Annotated in this window: 16 protein-coding genes and 2 pseudogenes; 8 read left to right on the forward strand and 10 right to left on the reverse strand. The window is 70.4% G+C overall.

Translation table 11 applies throughout. The features are described 5' to 3' along the window. Positions 1 to 55: 55 nt before the first annotated feature. Complete coding sequence (locus ACFWP5_RS15670) at positions 56 to 436, forward strand: hypothetical protein (protein WP_384155705.1); 381 nt, start codon at positions 56 to 58, stop codon at positions 434 to 436. Positions 437 to 572: 136 nt separating this feature from the next. Further along, entirely contained in the window at positions 573 to 2003 is a 1431-nt protein-coding gene (locus tag ACFWP5_RS15675) for a S28 family serine protease (RefSeq protein WP_384155577.1), read from the forward strand. Positions 2004 to 2065: 62 nt separating this feature from the next. Here ACFWP5_RS15675 and ACFWP5_RS15680 read toward each other — a convergent pair whose 3' ends face one another. Together ACFWP5_RS15680 and ACFWP5_RS15685 are read right to left on the reverse strand one after the other, a co-directional pair. Beyond that, positions 2066 to 2728, reverse strand: coding sequence for a hypothetical protein (locus tag ACFWP5_RS15680; RefSeq protein WP_384155580.1), 663 nt, complete (start codon positions 2726 to 2728; stop codon positions 2066 to 2068). A 111-nt stretch (positions 2729 to 2839) separates the two neighbouring features. Further along, on the reverse strand, positions 2840 to 4624 hold the full coding sequence (locus ACFWP5_RS15685; RefSeq protein WP_384155583.1) for a glycoside hydrolase family 3 protein: 1785 nt from the start codon (positions 4622 to 4624) through the stop codon (positions 2840 to 2842). Positions 4625 to 5060: 436 nt separating this feature from the next. Here ACFWP5_RS15685 and aroA point away from each other — a divergent pair, with 436 nt between their 5' ends. After that, on the forward strand, positions 5061 to 6302 hold the full coding sequence (aroA, locus tag ACFWP5_RS15690; RefSeq protein ID WP_384155586.1) for a 3-phosphoshikimate 1-carboxyvinyltransferase: 1242 nt from the start codon (positions 5061 to 5063) through the stop codon (positions 6300 to 6302). A gap of 73 nt (positions 6303 to 6375) precedes the next feature. Then, positions 6376 to 6963 carry an RBBP9/YdeN family alpha/beta hydrolase gene (locus tag ACFWP5_RS15695; RefSeq protein WP_384155589.1) on the forward strand — a complete coding sequence of 196 codons (588 nt, stop codon included), beginning with the start codon at positions 6376 to 6378 and terminating at the stop codon, positions 6961 to 6963. Positions 6964 to 7008: 45 nt separating this feature from the next. Here ACFWP5_RS15695 and ACFWP5_RS15700 read toward each other — a convergent pair whose 3' ends face one another. The 6 genes and pseudogenes from ACFWP5_RS15700 to ACFWP5_RS15725 form a co-directional block, all read right to left on the reverse strand. Beyond that, positions 7009 to 8250 (reverse strand): MFS transporter, encoded by a 1242-nt coding sequence (locus ACFWP5_RS15700; protein ID WP_384155592.1) that lies wholly within the window; start codon positions 8248 to 8250, stop codon positions 7009 to 7011. Positions 8251 to 8329: 79 nt separating this feature from the next. Continuing rightward, positions 8330 to 8632 (reverse strand): annotated as a pseudogene (locus ACFWP5_RS15705) (sugar phosphate isomerase/epimerase family protein); the annotation flags it as partial. 61 nt (positions 8633 to 8693) lie between these two features. Beyond that, complete coding sequence (locus ACFWP5_RS15710) at positions 8694 to 9080, reverse strand: hypothetical protein (RefSeq protein WP_366432601.1); 387 nt, start codon at positions 9078 to 9080, stop codon at positions 8694 to 8696. Next, positions 9077 to 9340: a hypothetical protein gene (locus ACFWP5_RS15715; protein WP_384155595.1), complete on the reverse strand. Its 264-nt coding sequence runs from the start codon at positions 9338 to 9340 to the stop codon at positions 9077 to 9079. The genes ACFWP5_RS15710 and ACFWP5_RS15715 overlap by 4 nt, the downstream gene beginning before the upstream one ends. A gap of 70 nt (positions 9341 to 9410) precedes the next feature. After that, entirely contained in the window at positions 9411 to 10211 is an 801-nt protein-coding gene (locus ACFWP5_RS15720; protein WP_384155598.1) for a sugar phosphate isomerase/epimerase family protein, read from the reverse strand. A 24-nt stretch (positions 10212 to 10235) separates the two neighbouring features. Beyond that, a complete protein-coding gene (locus ACFWP5_RS15725; RefSeq protein WP_384155600.1) occupies positions 10236 to 11171 on the reverse strand; it encodes a GNAT family N-acetyltransferase in 936 nt (311 codons plus the stop codon). Positions 11172 to 11288: 117 nt separating this feature from the next. On the opposite strand from ACFWP5_RS15725, the gene ACFWP5_RS15730 reads away from it, so the two are divergent. Then, positions 11289 to 11837: a GNAT family N-acetyltransferase gene (locus ACFWP5_RS15730; RefSeq protein WP_384155603.1), complete on the forward strand. Its 549-nt coding sequence runs from the start codon at positions 11289 to 11291 to the stop codon at positions 11835 to 11837. Between the two features lie 151 nt (positions 11838 to 11988). Then, entirely contained in the window at positions 11989 to 12657 is a 669-nt protein-coding gene (locus tag ACFWP5_RS15735) for a Type 1 glutamine amidotransferase-like domain-containing protein (RefSeq protein ID WP_384155606.1), read from the forward strand. 63 nt (positions 12658 to 12720) lie between these two features. Here ACFWP5_RS15735 and ACFWP5_RS15740 read toward each other — a convergent pair whose 3' ends face one another. After that, positions 12721 to 13758: an NAD-dependent epimerase/dehydratase family protein gene (locus tag ACFWP5_RS15740; RefSeq protein WP_384155609.1), complete on the reverse strand. Its 1038-nt coding sequence runs from the start codon at positions 13756 to 13758 to the stop codon at positions 12721 to 12723. 132 nt (positions 13759 to 13890) lie between these two features. On the opposite strand from ACFWP5_RS15740, the pseudogene ACFWP5_RS15745 reads away from it, so the two are divergent. Both ACFWP5_RS15745 and ACFWP5_RS15750 read left to right on the forward strand, forming a co-directional pair. After that, positions 13891 to 14079 (forward strand): annotated as a pseudogene (locus ACFWP5_RS15745) (DNA mismatch repair protein MutT); the annotation flags it as partial. After that, positions 14070 to 14336, forward strand: a complete 267-nt coding sequence (locus ACFWP5_RS15750) for a DUF2625 family protein (RefSeq protein WP_384155612.1) — start codon at positions 14070 to 14072, stop codon at positions 14334 to 14336. The pseudogene ACFWP5_RS15745 and the gene ACFWP5_RS15750, both read left to right, overlap by 10 nt. Positions 14337 to 14706: 370 nt before the next feature. Here the strand turns inward: ACFWP5_RS15750 and ACFWP5_RS15755 are convergent, their stop codons facing one another. Further along, complete coding sequence (locus ACFWP5_RS15755) at positions 14707 to 15753, reverse strand: LacI family DNA-binding transcriptional regulator (protein WP_384155614.1); 1047 nt, start codon at positions 15751 to 15753, stop codon at positions 14707 to 14709. Between the last annotated feature and the right edge of the window lie 161 nt (positions 15754 to 15914).

Consider the following 15914-nt stretch of genomic DNA (forward strand, 5'->3'; position numbering starts at 1 on the left):
GCGTCCGTACATCAGTACGCTGTCTGGCTGCTGTGCGGGAGGGACGACTGTGGACATGGGTGCGCTACGACGGCGGGTGGCGCTCGGCACGGCCGTGCTCACCGCGTCCGGACTGCTCGCGCTCACGGCCCCCGGCACCGCCCAGGCGGCCGCCGTCTGTCCGGGGCGGGAGGTGGCGACGCTGCCCTTCTCCACCGGCACCGTCCACGTCTTCCGCCGGGGCGACTACGTCTGCGCGTACACCGTCCCCAAGGCCTCCGGCGCCAAGCGCACGATGTCGGTCAGCGTCCAGGCGCGCGGCAACCGCCCGGTCGTCGACAAGGGGCGGTACGCGCGAAGGGCAGGCCCGGTCACCGTGCACGCCGGTCACCGGTGCGTACGGGTCAAGGGCGCGGTGGGCGGCGGCTCGGTGAGCTCGGGCTGGATCCTCTGTTGAACCACTGAACCACTGAACCACTGAACCGCTGAACCGCTGAACCGCTGGTCAGCGCACTGGGTGAACAACCTCCTCTGGTGTGACGGGAGTTGCTCCGATAGCTTCCCGTTCACAACTGCCTCACAGGGGAGATTGCATGCGCAAGGCGCTCAGATGGCTGCTGGCGCTCACCGTGTTCATAGGCACGCTGAGCACGGCCGGGGTGGCCACCGCCACCGCTGCCCAGACCGGTCGGACCGACCAGACCGCGGACATCAAGGACCAGTTGCTGGCGATCCCGGGCATGAGCCTGGTCCAGGAGAAGCCGTACACCGGCTACCGCTACTTCGTACTGAACTACACCCAGCCGATCGACCACCGGCACCCGTCCAAGGGCACGTTCCAGCAGCGCATCACCGTGCTGCACAAGGACGTCTCGCGCCCGACGGTCTTCTACACCGGCGGCTACAACGTCTCGACGACACCCGGCCGCAGCGAACCGACCCGGATCGCGGACGCCAACCAAGTCTCCCTGGAATACCGCTACTTCACCCCGTCGCGCCCCGAGCCGGCCGACTGGTCCAAGCTCGACATCTGGCAGGCGGCCAGCGACCAGCACCGCGTCTTCAAGGCCCTCAAGCCGATCTACACCAAGAACTGGATCGCCACCGGCGGCTCCAAGGGCGGCATGACGGCCACCTACTTCGAGCGGTTCTACCCACGCGACATGGACGGCGTCGTCGCCTACGTCGCCCCCAACGACGCGGTGAACAACGAGGATTCGGCCTACGACCGCTTCTTCACGAAGGTCGGCACCAAGGAGTGCCGCGACCGGCTGGACGCCGTACAGCGCGAGGCGCTGGTGCGCAGGGCGTCGCTGGAGAAGAAGTACGCGGCGTACGCGGCCGAGAACGGCTACACCTTCACCACCGTCGGCAGCCTGGACAAGGCCTACGAAGCCGTCGTCCTCGACTACGTCTGGGGCTTCTGGCAGTACAGCCTGCTCTCCGACTGCGACACCATCCCCGCGAACGCGGCGACCGCCACCGACGACGAGATCTGGACCTCGGTCGACACGATCTCCGGCTTCTCCTTCTACACCGACCAGGGCCTGGACCCGTACACCCCGTACTACTACCAGGCGGGCACCCAACTCGGCGCCCCCACCATCCAGTTCCCGTACATCGAGAAGAAGTACCTCCGCTACGGCTACCAGCCGCCCCGCGACTTCGTCCCGCGCTCCATCCCGATGAAGTTCCAGCCGGGCGCGATGCGGGACGTGGACAGCTGGGTCCGCCACCACGCCGACCACATGCTCTTCGTCTACGGCCAGAACGACCCGTGGGGCGCCGAGCGCTTCGCCGTCGGCAAGGGCTCGAAGGACTCGTACGTCTTCACCGCGCCCGGTCTGAACCACGGCGCGAACGTCGCCGGCCTGACCGCCGACCAGAAGGCGCTCGCCACCGCCCGCATCCTGGCCTGGGCCGGCGTCCCGGCCACCACCACGGCACAGGCGAAGCCACTCGCACCGTACGACGCGAAGCTGGACCGGCAGGACGTGCAGCGCGAGCCGACCCTCCGCCCGTAATACCCGTCCTCAACGCCCGTCCTCAACCTCCGTACCGCGCCCGGCCGTTGACAGTCATCCGACTACACCGGCCGGGCGCAGCCCACGGGTTGCCCGCCGCCGAGCTGGACGTACAGGGCCGTCGACGCGGGGCAACTCGCGCGCCGGAGCACGGCTTTGACGACCTTGTACTGCGGCTTCTTCTGCCCCGAGCCGTCGCACGCCGTCTCACGGACCTGTCCGCTGCCCGAGCCGTAGACACAGTCGCCGACGATCGTGCGAGGCCCGCCCCCGCCGCCCGGGTCGCCGGGGTGCGGCGGTTCGAGGTTGCGCATACAGGCGTAGCCCTTCGGCACGATCCCGTCGCCGCCCGCACCCGATGATCCCTGGGCGCTGATGTGCAGCACGAAGTCCGTGGTCGCCGGGCAGGCGGGACCGCCGCTCACAGCACCGTCGTAGCGGGCGATGACCCGTGCGGCGGCCCGTTCACTGGTGCACGGCACCTCGGTGAAACTCGTCGTACCGAAGGAACTGCACTCGTCGACGGCGAGGAACACCGCGCCGTAGCCGGAGGGTTGGGTGGTCGCCGACGAGGCGGAAGCCTTCCCGCCGAGCCGTCCGTCACTCTCACCGGATCCGGATCCGGATCCGGATCCGGATCCCGAACCGTTCGCGGCCTGGCAGCCCGTCGTCAGGACGGCGAGCAGCACCGCGCACACCACCCCCACGCACCATCTCTCACGCATCGATCCCCCCGACTGCCCCCGCCCAGCGTGACCCGCGGCAGCGGGCACACGCCAGACGTGCGGGGGGCTTTGGGCCAGTTGGCGGGGGTGGGGCGGGGGTGGAACGTACCTCTAGTACGACAGTCCGTGCCCGACGGGATACAGCACCTGCGCCGGATCATCCGCGCGCCGCACCGCCACCGGGAGCTTCCCGCGCGGCCGGACCCGGCCCGCGATCACCCGTGCGGCCGCCCGGAGTTCGACGTCGGTCCAGGAGTAGGACGCCAAGTAGGCGGGGACTGCTGGCAGTTGGGCAACATCGTAGGGGTTGCGGACGGCGACGGCCACGACCGGCGTCCCGGTGGCGACCAGTTGCTCGACGAGCGTCTTCTGCGAGCTGCTCGCCGTGACGTTGTACGTCGCCACAATCACCGCATCCGCCTCACGCGCCGCGGCCACGGCCCCCGAGACGACGGCGGCGGAGGGATCGGTACCGGTGGACCGGGCGGTCGCCGTGAACCCCGACTCCCCGAGGGCCGCCGCGAGCACACCGGTGGGCGGCCCCGTAGTACCTGTGGGGGAGGCCGGATCGGCGCCGACCACCAGAACCCTTCCGTGCGTACGACGGGACAGCGGCAGCAGCCCCGCCTTGTTGACCAGCAGGGTGGTCGTCCGTTCGGCGATGCGGTCGGCGGCGGCGAGGTGCGCCGCGCTCCCGACCGTACGGCCCACGCCCGCCCGGCTGGCGTACGCCTCCTCGAACAACCCCAACCGCGCCTTCAGCCGCAGCACCCGCAGGATCGACTCGTCGAGCCGCGCCTCGGTCAACTCCCCACCCCGCACGGCCTTGAGGACGGCGTTCCAGGCGATGTCCAGCGAGGGCGGGTTGAGGAGCTGATCCACGCCGGCCTTCAGCGCGAGCACCGGCACCCGGTCGTCGCCGTATTTCTGGCGTACGCCCTGCATGCCCAGCGAGTCGGTGATCACGACCCCGTCGTAGCCGAGTTCACCGCGCAGGATGCCGGTGAGGATCGGGTGGGAGAGGGTGGCCGGGTCGCCGGAGTCGTCGAGGGCCGGGACCATGATGTGGGCGGTCATGATCGAGTCGATGCCCGCCTTGACGGCCGCCCGGAAGGGGACGGCGTCGAGCGCCTCCCACACCTCGCGGCTGTGCGTGATGACGGGAAACCCGAAGTGGCTGTCCACGGCGGTGTCGCCGTGCCCCGGGAAGTGCTTTGCGGTCGCGGCGACTTGAGCCGACTGATAGCCCTTCACCTCGGCGGCGACGAGGCCGGCCACCGCGTCCGGGTCGGCGCCGAAGGACCGTACGCCGATGACCGGGTTGGCCGGGTTGACGTTCACGTCGGCGTCGGGGGAGTAGTCCTGGTTGACGCCCATCGCGCGCAGCTCGGCGCCGGAGATCCGGCCGAGGGTGCGGGCGTCGCTGAGGGAGCCGCCGGCGCCGATCGCCATCGCGCCGGGGAAGAGCGTCGCGGGCGCGCCGATACGGCAGACGATGCCGTGTTCCTGGTCGGTGGCGACGAGCACGGGCAGCCCGCGCGGCTGGCTGAGGGAGGCCTTCTGGATGCCGTTGGAGAGGTCGGCGATCTGGTGGGGGTCGCGGGTGTTGTGCGCCCAGGTGAAGTAGATGATGCCGCCGACCCGGTACTTGGCGATCAGCTCGGCGGCCGTGCGGACGCCGATCTCGCTCAGGTTGGCATCGATGTCGGCCTGGTCGGGGGCGGTGGCGGAGTGGCCGTAGACCCGCATCACGAACAGCTGGCCGACCTTCTCCGGCAGTGTCATGCGGGAGATCAGCGAGCGGAGTCTCTTGTCGTCGGCGTGGGCGGTGCCGCCGACCGCGAGGGACGCGGTGACGCCCATGGTCGCGGCGAGGACGGTACGTCTGGAGGGCACGTGCGCTCCTTCCGGAGGTGTTCCACTTCGGATCCTCGGATCCGCTGAAGGAAACTTCCAAGACTTCACGAATATCCGGGAAGTTTCTGCCAGTCAAGGGAACGCACAGTACCCAGACAGGGGGCCGCCATCGGCGCAGTTGGAGGGGGGCGCGCCGATGACGGCTTGCTGCCGGCCGCGGCACGGAGGAGAGGGTTGTCAGCTTTCGCAGCCAGCAGCGAGGCCGACGCCGCACCACGGAGACTCATCCGACAGCATGCGGTTTGGACGAAGCGGAAGGGGTCCGGGTTCCCCGTTTCGGCCCGATTCCCGGAAGTTGGTGAAGCGGTGCACAACGGGACGGATGCGGTCACGCACAGGGACGTACGGGCGAACGGCGGTCGTCCATCCCGTGGACGTCCCGGCGGGGCGGCGGCCGCCGCCCGATCATGAGGGCATGCCCGTAGTCGACATCCCCGGTTCCAAGTCCATCACCGCCCGCGCGCTCTTCCTGGCGGCGGCGGCCGACGGCGTCACCACCCTCCGGCGCCCCCTCCGCTCGGACGACACCGAGGGTTTCGCCGAGGGCCTGACCCGGCTCGGCTATCGCGTGGCCCGGACCCCGGACACCTGGCAGATCGACGGCCGCCCGCAGGGACCGGCGGTCGCGGAGGCGGACGTGTACTGCCGGGACGGCGCGACGACGGCCCGCTTCCTGCCCACCCTCGCGGCGGCCGGGCACGGCAGCTTCCGCTTCGACGCGTCACCGCAGATGCGCCGCCGCCCGCTCCTTCCGCTCACCCAGGCCCTGCGCGACCTGGGCGTCGACCTGCGCCACGAGGAGGCCGAGGGCCACCACCCGTTGCGCGTCGAGGCGTCGGGTGTAGAGGGCGGCGAGGTGGTCCTGGACGCCGGCCAGTCCTCCCAGTACCTGACCGCGCTGCTTCTGCTGGGCCCCCTGACCAGGAAGGGCCTGCGGATCAGGGTCACGGACCTGGTCTCCGCGCCGTACGTCGAGATCACGATCGCGATGATGCGGGAGTTCGGGGTGGAGGTCCGCAGGGAGGGCACCGTTTACGTGGTCCCGCCGGGCGGCTACACGGCGACCACGTACGGCATCGAGCCGGACGCGTCGACCGCGAGCTACTTCTTCGCGGCTGCGGCGGTGACGGGCGGCGAGGTCACGGTCCCGGGCCTTGGCGCGGGCGCGCTCCAGGGCGACCTGGGCTTCGTCGACGTACTGCGCCGGATGGGCGCGGAGGTGGAGACGGGGACGAAGGGCACCCGGGTGCGCGGCACGGGCGAGCTGCGCGGCCTCACGGTCAACATGCGCGACATCTCGGACACCATGCCGACGCTGGCCGCGATCGCCCCGTTCGCCTCCGGCCCGGTCCGCATCGAGGACGTCGGCAACACGCGGGTGAAGGAGTGCGACCGACTGGAGGCCTGCGCGGAGGGCCTCCGGCGGTTGGGCGTGGAGGTGGTGACAGGGCCGGACTGGATCGAGATCCGACCGGGGTCAACTCCCGTCACAGGTACGGAGATCAAGTCCTACGGCGACCACCGCATCGTCATGTCCTTCGCGGTGACCGGGTTGCGGGTGCCGGGTATCTCGTTCGACGACCCGGGGTGTGTGCGGAAGACTTTCCCGGGTTTCCATGAGGCGTTCGGGGTGCTGCGGGGGCAGTTGCCGGCATGAGGGGCGGAGAAGAACCGGGTTGCGTACGCGTTCAGTTGGACCGATCGGCCGGTGATCGGAAACCATCGCCCTCATGAACTCCTACCTCATCCTCCACGGCTGGCAGAACCACCGCCCGAAGGAGCACTGGCAGCACTGGCTGGCCGACCGGCTCGGTGAACTCGGTCATCACGTCGTCTACCCCCAGCTGCCCGACCCCGACGCCCCCGACCTGGACGTGTGGCTGGGTGAACTCGCGCGCTGTCTCGACGAGTTGAAGAACAGCGCCGGCGCCGAGCGGGTCGTCCTCGGACACAGTGCCTCGGCGCTGCTCTGGCTGCACGCCGTCGCCCGCGGGCAGGTCCAGGGCGGTGAGGCGGACCGGGTGCTCCTGGTCGGACCGCCCTCCCGTGCCGTGGTCGCCCAGTATCCGGAGGTCGCCGGATTCGCCCCGCCCGCCCCCGACTTCACCCTTCCCGGAAACGTCCGCCTCGTCGCCGGCGACGACGACCCGCACTGCCCGGAGAACGCCCGCACCGCCTACGGCGACCCGTTCGGCATCTCCACCGAACTCATCCCGGGCGCGGGCCACTTGGACCTGGTCGCGGGCTACGGCTCGTGGCCCGCGGTGCTGGACTGGTGCCTGGACGGGACGACACGGCTTGTGGGGCGTCCGGTGTAGGGCTGTCTCCGGGCCGGTCCGCGCAGGTGGGCGCGATGACGCGGCTCATGGCTCGTCCGGCGCAGCCGTTCCGCCGGTCCGCAGTTCAGGGGTGCTCGCCCCCACGCCCGCCACCGCCAGCACGCACAACAGCCCACCGGTGAACAGGGCCGTCGCGCCCGAGGTCCAGCCGGCGACCAGGCCGCCGCGAAGGTTGCCGAGGTTGGGGCCCGCCTGGCCGACGATCTGTTCGGCGGCGGAGACGCGGCCCAGGAGGGCGTCCGGGGTGTGGGTCTGGATGATCGTGCTGCGGGAGATCACGGAGGTGGAGTCGGCGGCGCCGGCCAGGGCGAGGAACCCGAGGCCCGCCCACGGGTCCGTCATCAGGCCGAAGGCCGCCAGCGCGGCGCCCCACGTGCTCGCGCCGAGCAGCATCACCAGGCCGGGGCGGCCCAGCCGGGTGACCGCGCCGGAGAAGACGGAGGCCGTGATGCCACCGACGGAGATCGCCGACAGGAACAGTCCCAGGGTGCGTGGACTGCCGCCGAAACGCTCGGAGTTGATGAGAGGGAAGAGGCTGACCGGCATCGCGAGGACCGTCGCGGCCAGGTCGGTGAGGAGCGCGCCGCGCACCACCCGGTGACCGGCCAGAAAACGCAGGCCGTCCAGGACACCGTGCAGTCCGGCCCGCGACGGTTCGCCCTCGGGCGGCAGCGCGGGCAGGCCGAAGGCGCCGTAGAAGGCGAGGAGGAAGGTGAGTGCGTCGACCAGGTAGCAGGCGCCGATGCCCGCCCAGCCGATCAGCAGGCCGCCGAGCGCGGGGCCGACGAGCATCATGGTCGTGAACGACATGGTGTTGAGCGCCAGGCCCGCCGCCACCTGGTCCTTCGGCAGCAGCCGGGGTATGAACACGCCCGACGCCGGGCCGCCCACCGCGCCGAAGCACGACTGCGCGGCGATCAGCGCGAGGACGCCGAGCACCGGGACGTGACCGGTGAAGCCCTGCACGGCGAGGAGGAGCGAGCAGACGGCCTGGCCGACCGTGTTGAAGAGGTAGATGCGCCGCCGGTCGCCGCGGTCCGCCCAGGAACCGGCGAACAGCCCGACGACCACCGTGGGCACCGCGTTCGCCAGCCCGACCGCACCCGTCCAGACCGTGCTGTGGGTCATGTCCCAGACCTGGTACATGACGGTCACCATGGTCATGAACGCGCCCAGCACGGACACCGTCCGCCCGATCAGCAACCGCCGGAACACCGGGGACGTCCGCAACGGCCGGACGTCGATCAACGTCCGGGTGAGGCTCATGAGGGCATGACAGGGCGCGGGGCGGGGTGAGGAGGCACCGGGGGACCCTAAGCCGCGGCCCGTCGGCGCCGCCAGTCGTTTACGCGGAGTCGTTGAGCAGCCGTGCCAGGTGATCGTGGCCGGCGGTCAGCAGTTCGGGGAGTGGCGCGGCGGCGTCGTACCACCGCTTCTCGTATTCCCAGCACAGCCAGCCGTCCCATGCGTGCCGGGAGAGGAGCTCGACGCACTCGGCGAGCGGGAGGACACCGGAGCCGAGGAGCAGGGGGGCGAGTGTCTCCGGGGGCTGCTCGCCGCCGAGCCAGGTGTGCATGACGTCCCACAGCGCACCGACCTGCCGGTGCCCGACCGGGCCGAGCACGCGGAGCGCGTCCGCGCCGGTGCGGAGGACCGTCGCGGCCAGGTCGGTGAGCAGCGCGCCGCGCACTCAGGCCGACCTGCCGCGCCTAACGGTTGAGGTCGAGCACGGGCAGGCCCCGGCCTTCGTACGCCTTCGGGGCGACGGTGGCGAGCAGTGCGTCCGCGCCCCACGCGGGAAGATGCCGTACAGCATGGATGGCGGCCGCGATCCCCGGCGGAACGCCATCGCGGCGCAGCTGGGTGACGGCCAGCATCGCCGGGTAGTCGAGGTCGACGGTGTGGATGACGTCGAGCTGGCCGATATGCTCGGCGATCCCCAGGTGCTCGGCGTCTGCTTCGAGAATCGACAGGACGGGGGCCCAGAGGCGGGTCTCGGGCTCGAAGTGCGCCCGGTGGATCAGCGCGGACACCTGACGATTGCCGGACAGCGCGAGGATCGTGGGCGTGTCCACTACGAGGTGGTGCTGGATCACGCGGCCATGCCCTGTTCGTGAGAGAAGGCGTCACGCAGCTTGCGGCCCATCGCCGCGCTCTCCTCCTCCGTCACCTCGACCCCGAAGTGCTCGGCCAGGTAGGCGCGCGTCCGCTCAGCCCGTTCACGCCGCTCCTCATCCGTGAGTGTGGTCTCCGCGAACTCTTGGACAAGGGAGCGGATTGACGTACCCCGGGACTCGGCGAGGACGGCAAGGCGGTCTCGTACCTCGGCAGGCACACGAATCATGGCATCGGACATAAGGGTGAGTATACGTTGGCGTATACGCATCGGCAGGTGCTCTGCCGGGATCCCAGGTCGGGGCGGGGCGTTACGCGGAGTCGTTGAGCAGCCGTGCCAGGTGATCGTGGCCGGCGGTCAGCAGTTCGGGGAGTGGCGCGGCGGCGTCGTACCACCGTTTCTCGTATTCCCAGCACAGCCATCCGTCCCATGCGTGCCGGGAGAGGAGTTCGACGCACTCGGCGAGCGGGAGGACGCCGGAGCCGAGGGGCAGTGGGGTGGTGTCGTCGGCCGAGGCGATGTCCTTGACCTGGACGTATCCGAGGTATGGGCCCAGTGCGGCGAGTGTCTCCGAGGGCTGCTCGCCGCCGAGCCAGGTGTGCATGACGTCCCACAGCGCACCGACCTGCCGGTGCCCGACCGGGCCGAGCACGCGGAGCGCGTCCGCACCGGTCCGGTGCGAGTCGTGGGTCTCCAGCAGGACCCGTACGCCGAGATCGGCACCCCACTCCGCCGCCGTACCGAGTCGCCGCGCGGCCGTGGCGTCGGCCTCTTCTACGGGCTGCTCGGTACCGCCGCCGGGAAAGACGCGGATGAAGGGCGCGCCCAAGTCCCGTGCCAGTTCCAGCAGTCCACGGATCTCCGCGAGTACGGCGTCGTCGTCGCCCGGTGCGGCCACCCGCGCATACCCGGCGAGGCCCAGGAGTTCGACCCCGGATGCCTTGAACTCGGCGGCCACGTCGGCTCGTTGGGCGGCGTCGATACCAGGGTGCACGGGCTCCTCGGGATGCGCGCGCAGCTCGACGCCGTGGTAGCCGTGCGTGACGGCGAGGTGCAGCACGTCGGCCACGGGGAGGCCCGGGACACCGAGGGTGGAGAAGGCGAGCTTCATGCCAGGGACCCTACTCGTCACCGCTCACTGTGGCTCGTGCAGGTCGAGCCGCCAGTCCTGGCCGACGAGGTCCTGGCCGAAGGAGCGGTGCGGCTTCTCGGCGGCGAGGACGAAACCATGCCGTTGGTAGATACGGCGGGCGGCACCGAGGATGTCGTTGGTCCACAGCACGAGGTCGCGATAACCGACCCCGCGCGCGAACTCGACGACCGCCGAGACGAGTTGATCCCCGATCCGCAGCCCGCGCGCGTCGGGCTCGACGAGCAGCAACCGCAGCCGGGCGGTACCCGGAGCATCGTCCCGTACACACATCACACACCCCACCGCCCGCCCGTCGAGCTCGGCGATCCACACCCGCTCCAGATGCGGATCGTGATCCTCGGCGAAATCGGCGACGATCCGCGCCACGAGCCCTTCGTAGTCGGCGTTGAAGTCGTACTCGGCGGCGTACAGCGCCGCGTTCCGCTGCACGATCCACCCCAGATCACCGGGCCCCGGCTCCCGCAGCACGACGTCCTCGGGCCGTGGCCGCCGCTTGTCCGACACCGACAGAATGGTCCGTACGGTGCGTAGCGCCTCGGCGAGCCGCGGCCGGTCGGCGTCCGGCACGGTCGCCAGCAGCGCCCCCACGGATTCGTCCGCCCGCTCGGCCAACAACTCGGCGGTCTCCCGCCCCCGCACGGTGAGCGTGACCTGCCGCCGCCGCGGATCCCGCTCCGAGGGCGCCCGTTCGACCAGCCCGTCCTGCTCGAACCGGTTCAGGATCCGGCTCAAGTACCCGGCGTCGAGGGAGAGTTCGGAACGGAGATCGGCGGCGTCCGTACGCGGGGAGTGCGCGAGTTCGTACAGGACGCGGGACTCGGTGAGGGTGAACGGGGCGTAGAGGTGGCGGCTGTAGTCGAGGGCGCCGATGACGTTCGTATAGAAGCGGTTGAAGGCGCGGATGTCCTGGACGGTCATGATCGATCCCCGGTGGTCGCTCAGGGTAGTTGACTCAGTCAGAGGTATGGCGGTTCTGACCGTAGTACTGAGGAGGGGTGCGCGTCCATGGTTTTGGGCTGGGATAGGTTGCCCGCCATGACCGGACTCGGCCCCGTCGCGTGGCCACCTGCCCCGATCCGGACCGAGCGGCTCGTGCTCCGCGAGTCCGAGGCCCGGGACCGTGCGGCGTTCATCGAGTTGTTCGCATCGCCGGAGGTGGGCGCGTACGTCGGCGGCCCCCGACCGCGTGACGAGCTCGAACGCACGGTGCCCGAGATACCGGGGCGGCGCCCCGGCCTTTTCGTGATCGAACTCGGCGGAGCGATGATCGGCACCGTCGAGTTCAACCGGCGCGAGGGGGAGCACCGGAGTCAGGTCCGTCCGGACGCCGGGGAGGCCGACCTCGGCTACCTGTTCCTGCCGGAGGCGTGGGGGCGCGGGTACGCCGCCGAGGCATCCGCGGCGGCGCTCGCCTGGTTCGCCGACACGCTTCCCGGCGAGCCGGTGATCCTCTGCACCCAGACCGCCAACGCCCGCTCGATGCGGCTCGCGGCGAAGCTGGGGTTCACCGAGGTGGGGCGGTTCGAGGCGTGGGGCGCGGAGCAGTGGATGGGTGAGTGGTCGTCGGCCGGACAGTCCGGTTGAGCGGTTGCCGCCGAGAGCGGAGGTAAGTCGACCGATCCAGGATGACGGACTTCAGTGCCTCAGTGGCTGCTCCTGACGCGGCCGTGCCGTGACGGTATGGGCGGATCCCGGGTTCGTTGCGCGGGGCCGTCAGCCGTGCTTGGCTCGCCCGATGAACTTTCTGTTGACGGCGAGTGGCCTGCGCAACGAGACGCTGCGGGATGCGCTGCGGGACATGCTGGGAAAGCCGTTCGGATCGGCGAACATCGTGTTCGTTCCCACGGCATCCGTCGCCGAGCCCGGCGACCACGGGTGGTTCGTCGCGGACATGAACCGGCTGCACGGCCTCGGCTGGCGGGAGTTCGACGTCCTGGAGCTGAACGGCCTGCCCCGGCAGTTGGTGCTCGACCGGCTGCTCCGCGCCGACGTCATCTATGTCGAGGGCGGCAACCACTATCACCTCGCGCGCAGCATCACCGGCAACGGCCTGGCCGACGGCTTCCTTGAGGCGCTGGAGAACCGGGTCTATGTGGGGGTCAGCGCCGGATCGATGATCTTCAGCCGCCATCTCACCGGACACTCCGCCGACGTCATCGGGGACACCGCGGACCTCCACGTGCTCGGCGCGACGACCGTGGAGCCGCCGTTCGGTCTCTTCGACTGGTATCTCAAGCCCCACCTGTACTCGCCGAACTTCCCCGAGCGGGACGACGCCTGGGCCGATCGCATCGCTGCGCGGGCGGACTTCCCGATCTACTTCATCGACGACGACACGGCCGTTCGCGTCAGGGACGGCAAGGTGGATGTCATCTCTGAAGGCCGGTGGCGGTTCCATCAGTGACGCAACGCGTGGCGGGGAGCCCTGGACAGGGCAGTGCCGCTTCCCCGCTCTCGTCCTTCCTCGTCACCGCCCCGACCGCCCGCCCCGCCCCGCAAGAAACGCGTCCTCGGCCGCATAGTCGAGGTACTCCGCGAAGTACCCGTCGTCGACGGGAGGTTGGCCGTTCCGTGCCGCTTCCACCAGCCGGTCGAGTGCGGGCGCGATCGTGGTCGCGTAGGTACCGGCCGGCCGGTAGCCGAGTGCCGTCGCGGCGGAGGTGTCGAGGACGATCGGGTGCGGGGAGTCCCAGGGAGTACGGCCCAGGCCGGCAGGTGCCGTGTCGTCCAGCAGGACCTCCTCCCACTCATGGCCGAAGTGCCCCGCGATCGCCCGGCAGATCTCCAGCGCGCTGGGCGCGTCCGGATCGGCGCAGTTGAGGACGCGGTTACCCGGCCGCTCGGCGACCGTCTCGATGAGCGCGGCGAGATTCGCGGCGGCGGAGGTGTGGACGACCCCGGCGCCCCGATCGGCCAGCAGCAAGGCCGTACGGTCGTCCAACACCCGCTTGACGACGGCCCATTCACGCGCCGGGGACGCGCCGACCCCGTGAATCTGCGACGGCCGCAACACACTGATGGGCAACCCGCTCTCCCACGCGACCTGCTCCGCGGCGACCTTGTTCGCGCCGTAGCCCTCGCGTGAGCGGTAGTCGATGTCGTCGCGCGGGGCCATGGTCGGGTGGGTCTCGGAGATCGGGCCGGAGAAGTGGGGCGGGGTCGATGAGTTGACGTGGTTGCCCGCCGCGTCGATGTAGACGGCTCGACTGGATATCAGCACGGTGGAGGTCGCGTGCGCGGCCAACGGCAGCAGTGAACGGGTGTCGGCGGTGGTGAAGCAGAGGCAGTCGACGAGGAGGTCGGTTCCCTCGCCGACTGCGGCCCGCAGGGCGGTGGAGTCCGCGCGGTCCACTGCCCTGAACTCGCCCCCGAGCGCGCTCAGTTCGGGCGGCATGTGAGCGGGGTTCCGGCCGGTGACATCCACCTGCCAACCGGCCTTCAGCAACCGCAGCGCGGTCGCCCGTCCGACGAGACCGGTTCCGCCGAGGATCAGGGCACGAGGCATTGGGGGAGCGTAGGGCAACTTCTTGGCGGCGGTCAGTACTTCTCAGACCCATGCATTGAGGTCACCTCCTGCGCTGGATGCTCGTCACCGTCAAGTGGTCGAGCAGTGCTTGGCGTACCTGGAGTTCGACGGGTCCTTACTGTCGTCTTCGCCGCCCTCAAATGGACCGGCGAACCCGAAAACCGCGAACCGCACAAGCACGCGCAGGTCAGTTGGGTCGACACCGACGCCATCCCCGAAGAGTTCGTGAACACCACCGCCAGCGCCCTGCCGCACTATGTGTCAGGCGGGGCACAGGTCTCACTCGACGGTTGGAACTGACAGCACTTGACACGAGTCCGGTGTCTGTCGAGGTGCTTCCATCCGATAGCGCTCTGGGCAGGGCGTCGATTCTTCAGCCGCAGATCACGGCCAGGTCGTACCTGGGCGCGGTGGTACTGCACTGCGGTGGTCTGCTGGTAGAGGAGGGATGGCTACGGGTCTTCGGCAGCCCCGCAAGTGGAGCTGCGCACGACGTGCCGGGCCTGGCCGACCTGAATCGGTTCCCTGAGGCGTTCGACCCGGCCGGTCGGCGGTAGAGCAGACCAAGGCAGCGGCGACGCAAAGCCAGGAAACGCATCGCCTCGCGCTCATAGCGACGACGCGGGCGGCGGCACCCGGCCAACCATGCCACCGTCCGCTCCGCGGTCCAACGGTGACGGTCCAGTCGCTGGGAGGCGAGGATGGCCGACAGCAACTGCCGGTCTCCACACCTGCGGCGGCCACCGCCTGGGGGCCGTATCGGAGGAGCCGGAACCATCCGCTGGAACAACTCCCACAAGCCATCCGGCTCTCCAAAACGAGCGAACCAAAGCGAGCGAACCAAAACGAGCGAACCAAAACGAGCGAAGGGCCCTGGGGCGTAGACCTGGCAACACCGCGCCCCAACACGCCCACTCCCGACCGCCGTTACTTCCGCGGCACCCCCGAAGACCCCCGAACCATCAACTCCCCCCGAACCGTGGCGATCCCCCCCGGCGGCGGCTCCTCCCGCCCCATGGCGATCCGCCCCGCCCGGGCCCCCGCCTCCGACAACGGCAACCGCACCGTCGTAAGCGAAGGCACCGCGTCCACGCTGAACGGCAGATCGTCGAACCCGGCGACCGAGACGTCGTCCGGAATCCGCCGCCCCGACTCCCGCAGCGCCGCACACGCCCCCACCGCGACGGAGTCGTTCGCCGCGACCACGGCCGTCAACGACGGATCCCGCCGCAGCAGCTCCAGCGTGGCCTCGTACCCCGACCGCCGGTCGTACCGCCCGTGCACGGTCCATCGCGGGTCCTCTACGATCCCGTGCGCGGCCAGCGCCTCCCGGTGGCCCTCAAGTCGGTGCCGCGTCGTCGTCCGTTCCTCCGGGCCCGCGATGTAGCCCAGCCGGCGATGCCCAAGCCCGATCAGGTGCTCGGTCAGCTCCCGCCCGCCCCCGCGGTTGTCGAAGGTCAGCGCGAACGCCCCCGTGTCCGGCGCCGGCGGCCTCCCGCACAGCACCACCCGCGTCCCGGCTTCGCCCAGCTTCCGCAGCTTCGCCGCGACCGCCGCCGCGTGTGGCGCGTTCTCCATGGCGCCGCCGGTCAGCACGACCGCCGCCGCCCGCTGCCGCTGCAACAGGGTCAGGTACGTCAGCTCGCGCTCCGGGGCGCCGCCCGTGTTGCACACCACGGCCAGCCGTTCCCCGCCCGCACGCCCCCCGGGTCCCCCGATCTCGGACTGGATAGCGCTCGCCATGATCCCGAAGAAGGGGTCGGCGATGTCGTTGACCAGGATGCCGACCAGGTCGGAGGTGGCCGCGGCGAGTGCGCTCGCGGGCCCGTTCAGGACGTAGTCGAGATCGTCCACCGCCCGCAGCACGCGCTCACGGGTGGTGGCCGCGACCGGGTAGTTGCCGTTCAGTACGCGCGACACCGTCGCGGGGGAGACCTGGGCGCGGGCCGCCACGTCCGCCAGGGTCACCGTCATGTTGTTCGTCCTCCGGTCGCGCATCTTCGGTCGCGCATCTTGTCGTACGCCGTTGTACATAGGCTGCTCAGTCGTACACAGGCTGCCCAAAGGAAGCCCCCGTCCGAGCAGACGATAAGGCCATCTGCCCCCGCTGTTCGCCCCCTCGAACAACTCGACCC

Source organism: Streptomyces sp. NPDC058469 (genome assembly GCF_042721125.1).
GTDB lineage: Bacteria > Actinomycetota > Actinomycetes > Streptomycetales > Streptomycetaceae > Streptomyces.

Coding starts and splice junctions, on each gene's coding strand:
- ACFWP5_RS15670 (WP_384155705.1), top strand. CDS start 56: ATGGGTGCGCTACGACGGCGGGTGGCGCTCGGCACGGCCGTGCTCACC.
- ACFWP5_RS15675 (WP_384155577.1), top strand. CDS start 573: ATGCGCAAGGCGCTCAGATGGCTGCTGGCGCTCACCGTGTTCATAGGC.
- ACFWP5_RS15680 (WP_384155580.1), bottom strand. CDS start 2,728: ATGCGTGAGAGATGGTGCGTGGGGGTGGTGTGCGCGGTGCTGCTCGCC.
- aroA (WP_384155586.1), top strand. CDS start 5,061: ATGCCCGTAGTCGACATCCCCGGTTCCAAGTCCATCACCGCCCGCGCG.
- ACFWP5_RS15695 (WP_384155589.1), top strand. CDS start 6,376: ATGAACTCCTACCTCATCCTCCACGGCTGGCAGAACCACCGCCCGAAG.
- ACFWP5_RS15700 (WP_384155592.1), bottom strand. CDS start 8,250: ATGAGCCTCACCCGGACGTTGATCGACGTCCGGCCGTTGCGGACGTCC.
- ACFWP5_RS15715 (WP_384155595.1), bottom strand. CDS start 9,340: ATGTCCGATGCCATGATTCGTGTGCCTGCCGAGGTACGAGACCGCCTT.
- ACFWP5_RS15720 (WP_384155598.1), bottom strand. CDS start 10,211: ATGAAGCTCGCCTTCTCCACCCTCGGTGTCCCGGGCCTCCCCGTGGCC.
- ACFWP5_RS15725 (WP_384155600.1), bottom strand. CDS start 11,171: ATGACCGTCCAGGACATCCGCGCCTTCAACCGCTTCTATACGAACGTC.
- ACFWP5_RS15730 (WP_384155603.1), top strand. CDS start 11,289: ATGACCGGACTCGGCCCCGTCGCGTGGCCACCTGCCCCGATCCGGACC.
- ACFWP5_RS15735 (WP_384155606.1), top strand. CDS start 11,989: ATGAACTTTCTGTTGACGGCGAGTGGCCTGCGCAACGAGACGCTGCGG.
- ACFWP5_RS15740 (WP_384155609.1), bottom strand. CDS start 13,758: ATGCCTCGTGCCCTGATCCTCGGCGGAACCGGTCTCGTCGGACGGGCG.
- ACFWP5_RS15755 (WP_384155614.1), bottom strand. CDS start 15,753: ATGACGGTGACCCTGGCGGACGTGGCGGCCCGCGCCCAGGTCTCCCCC.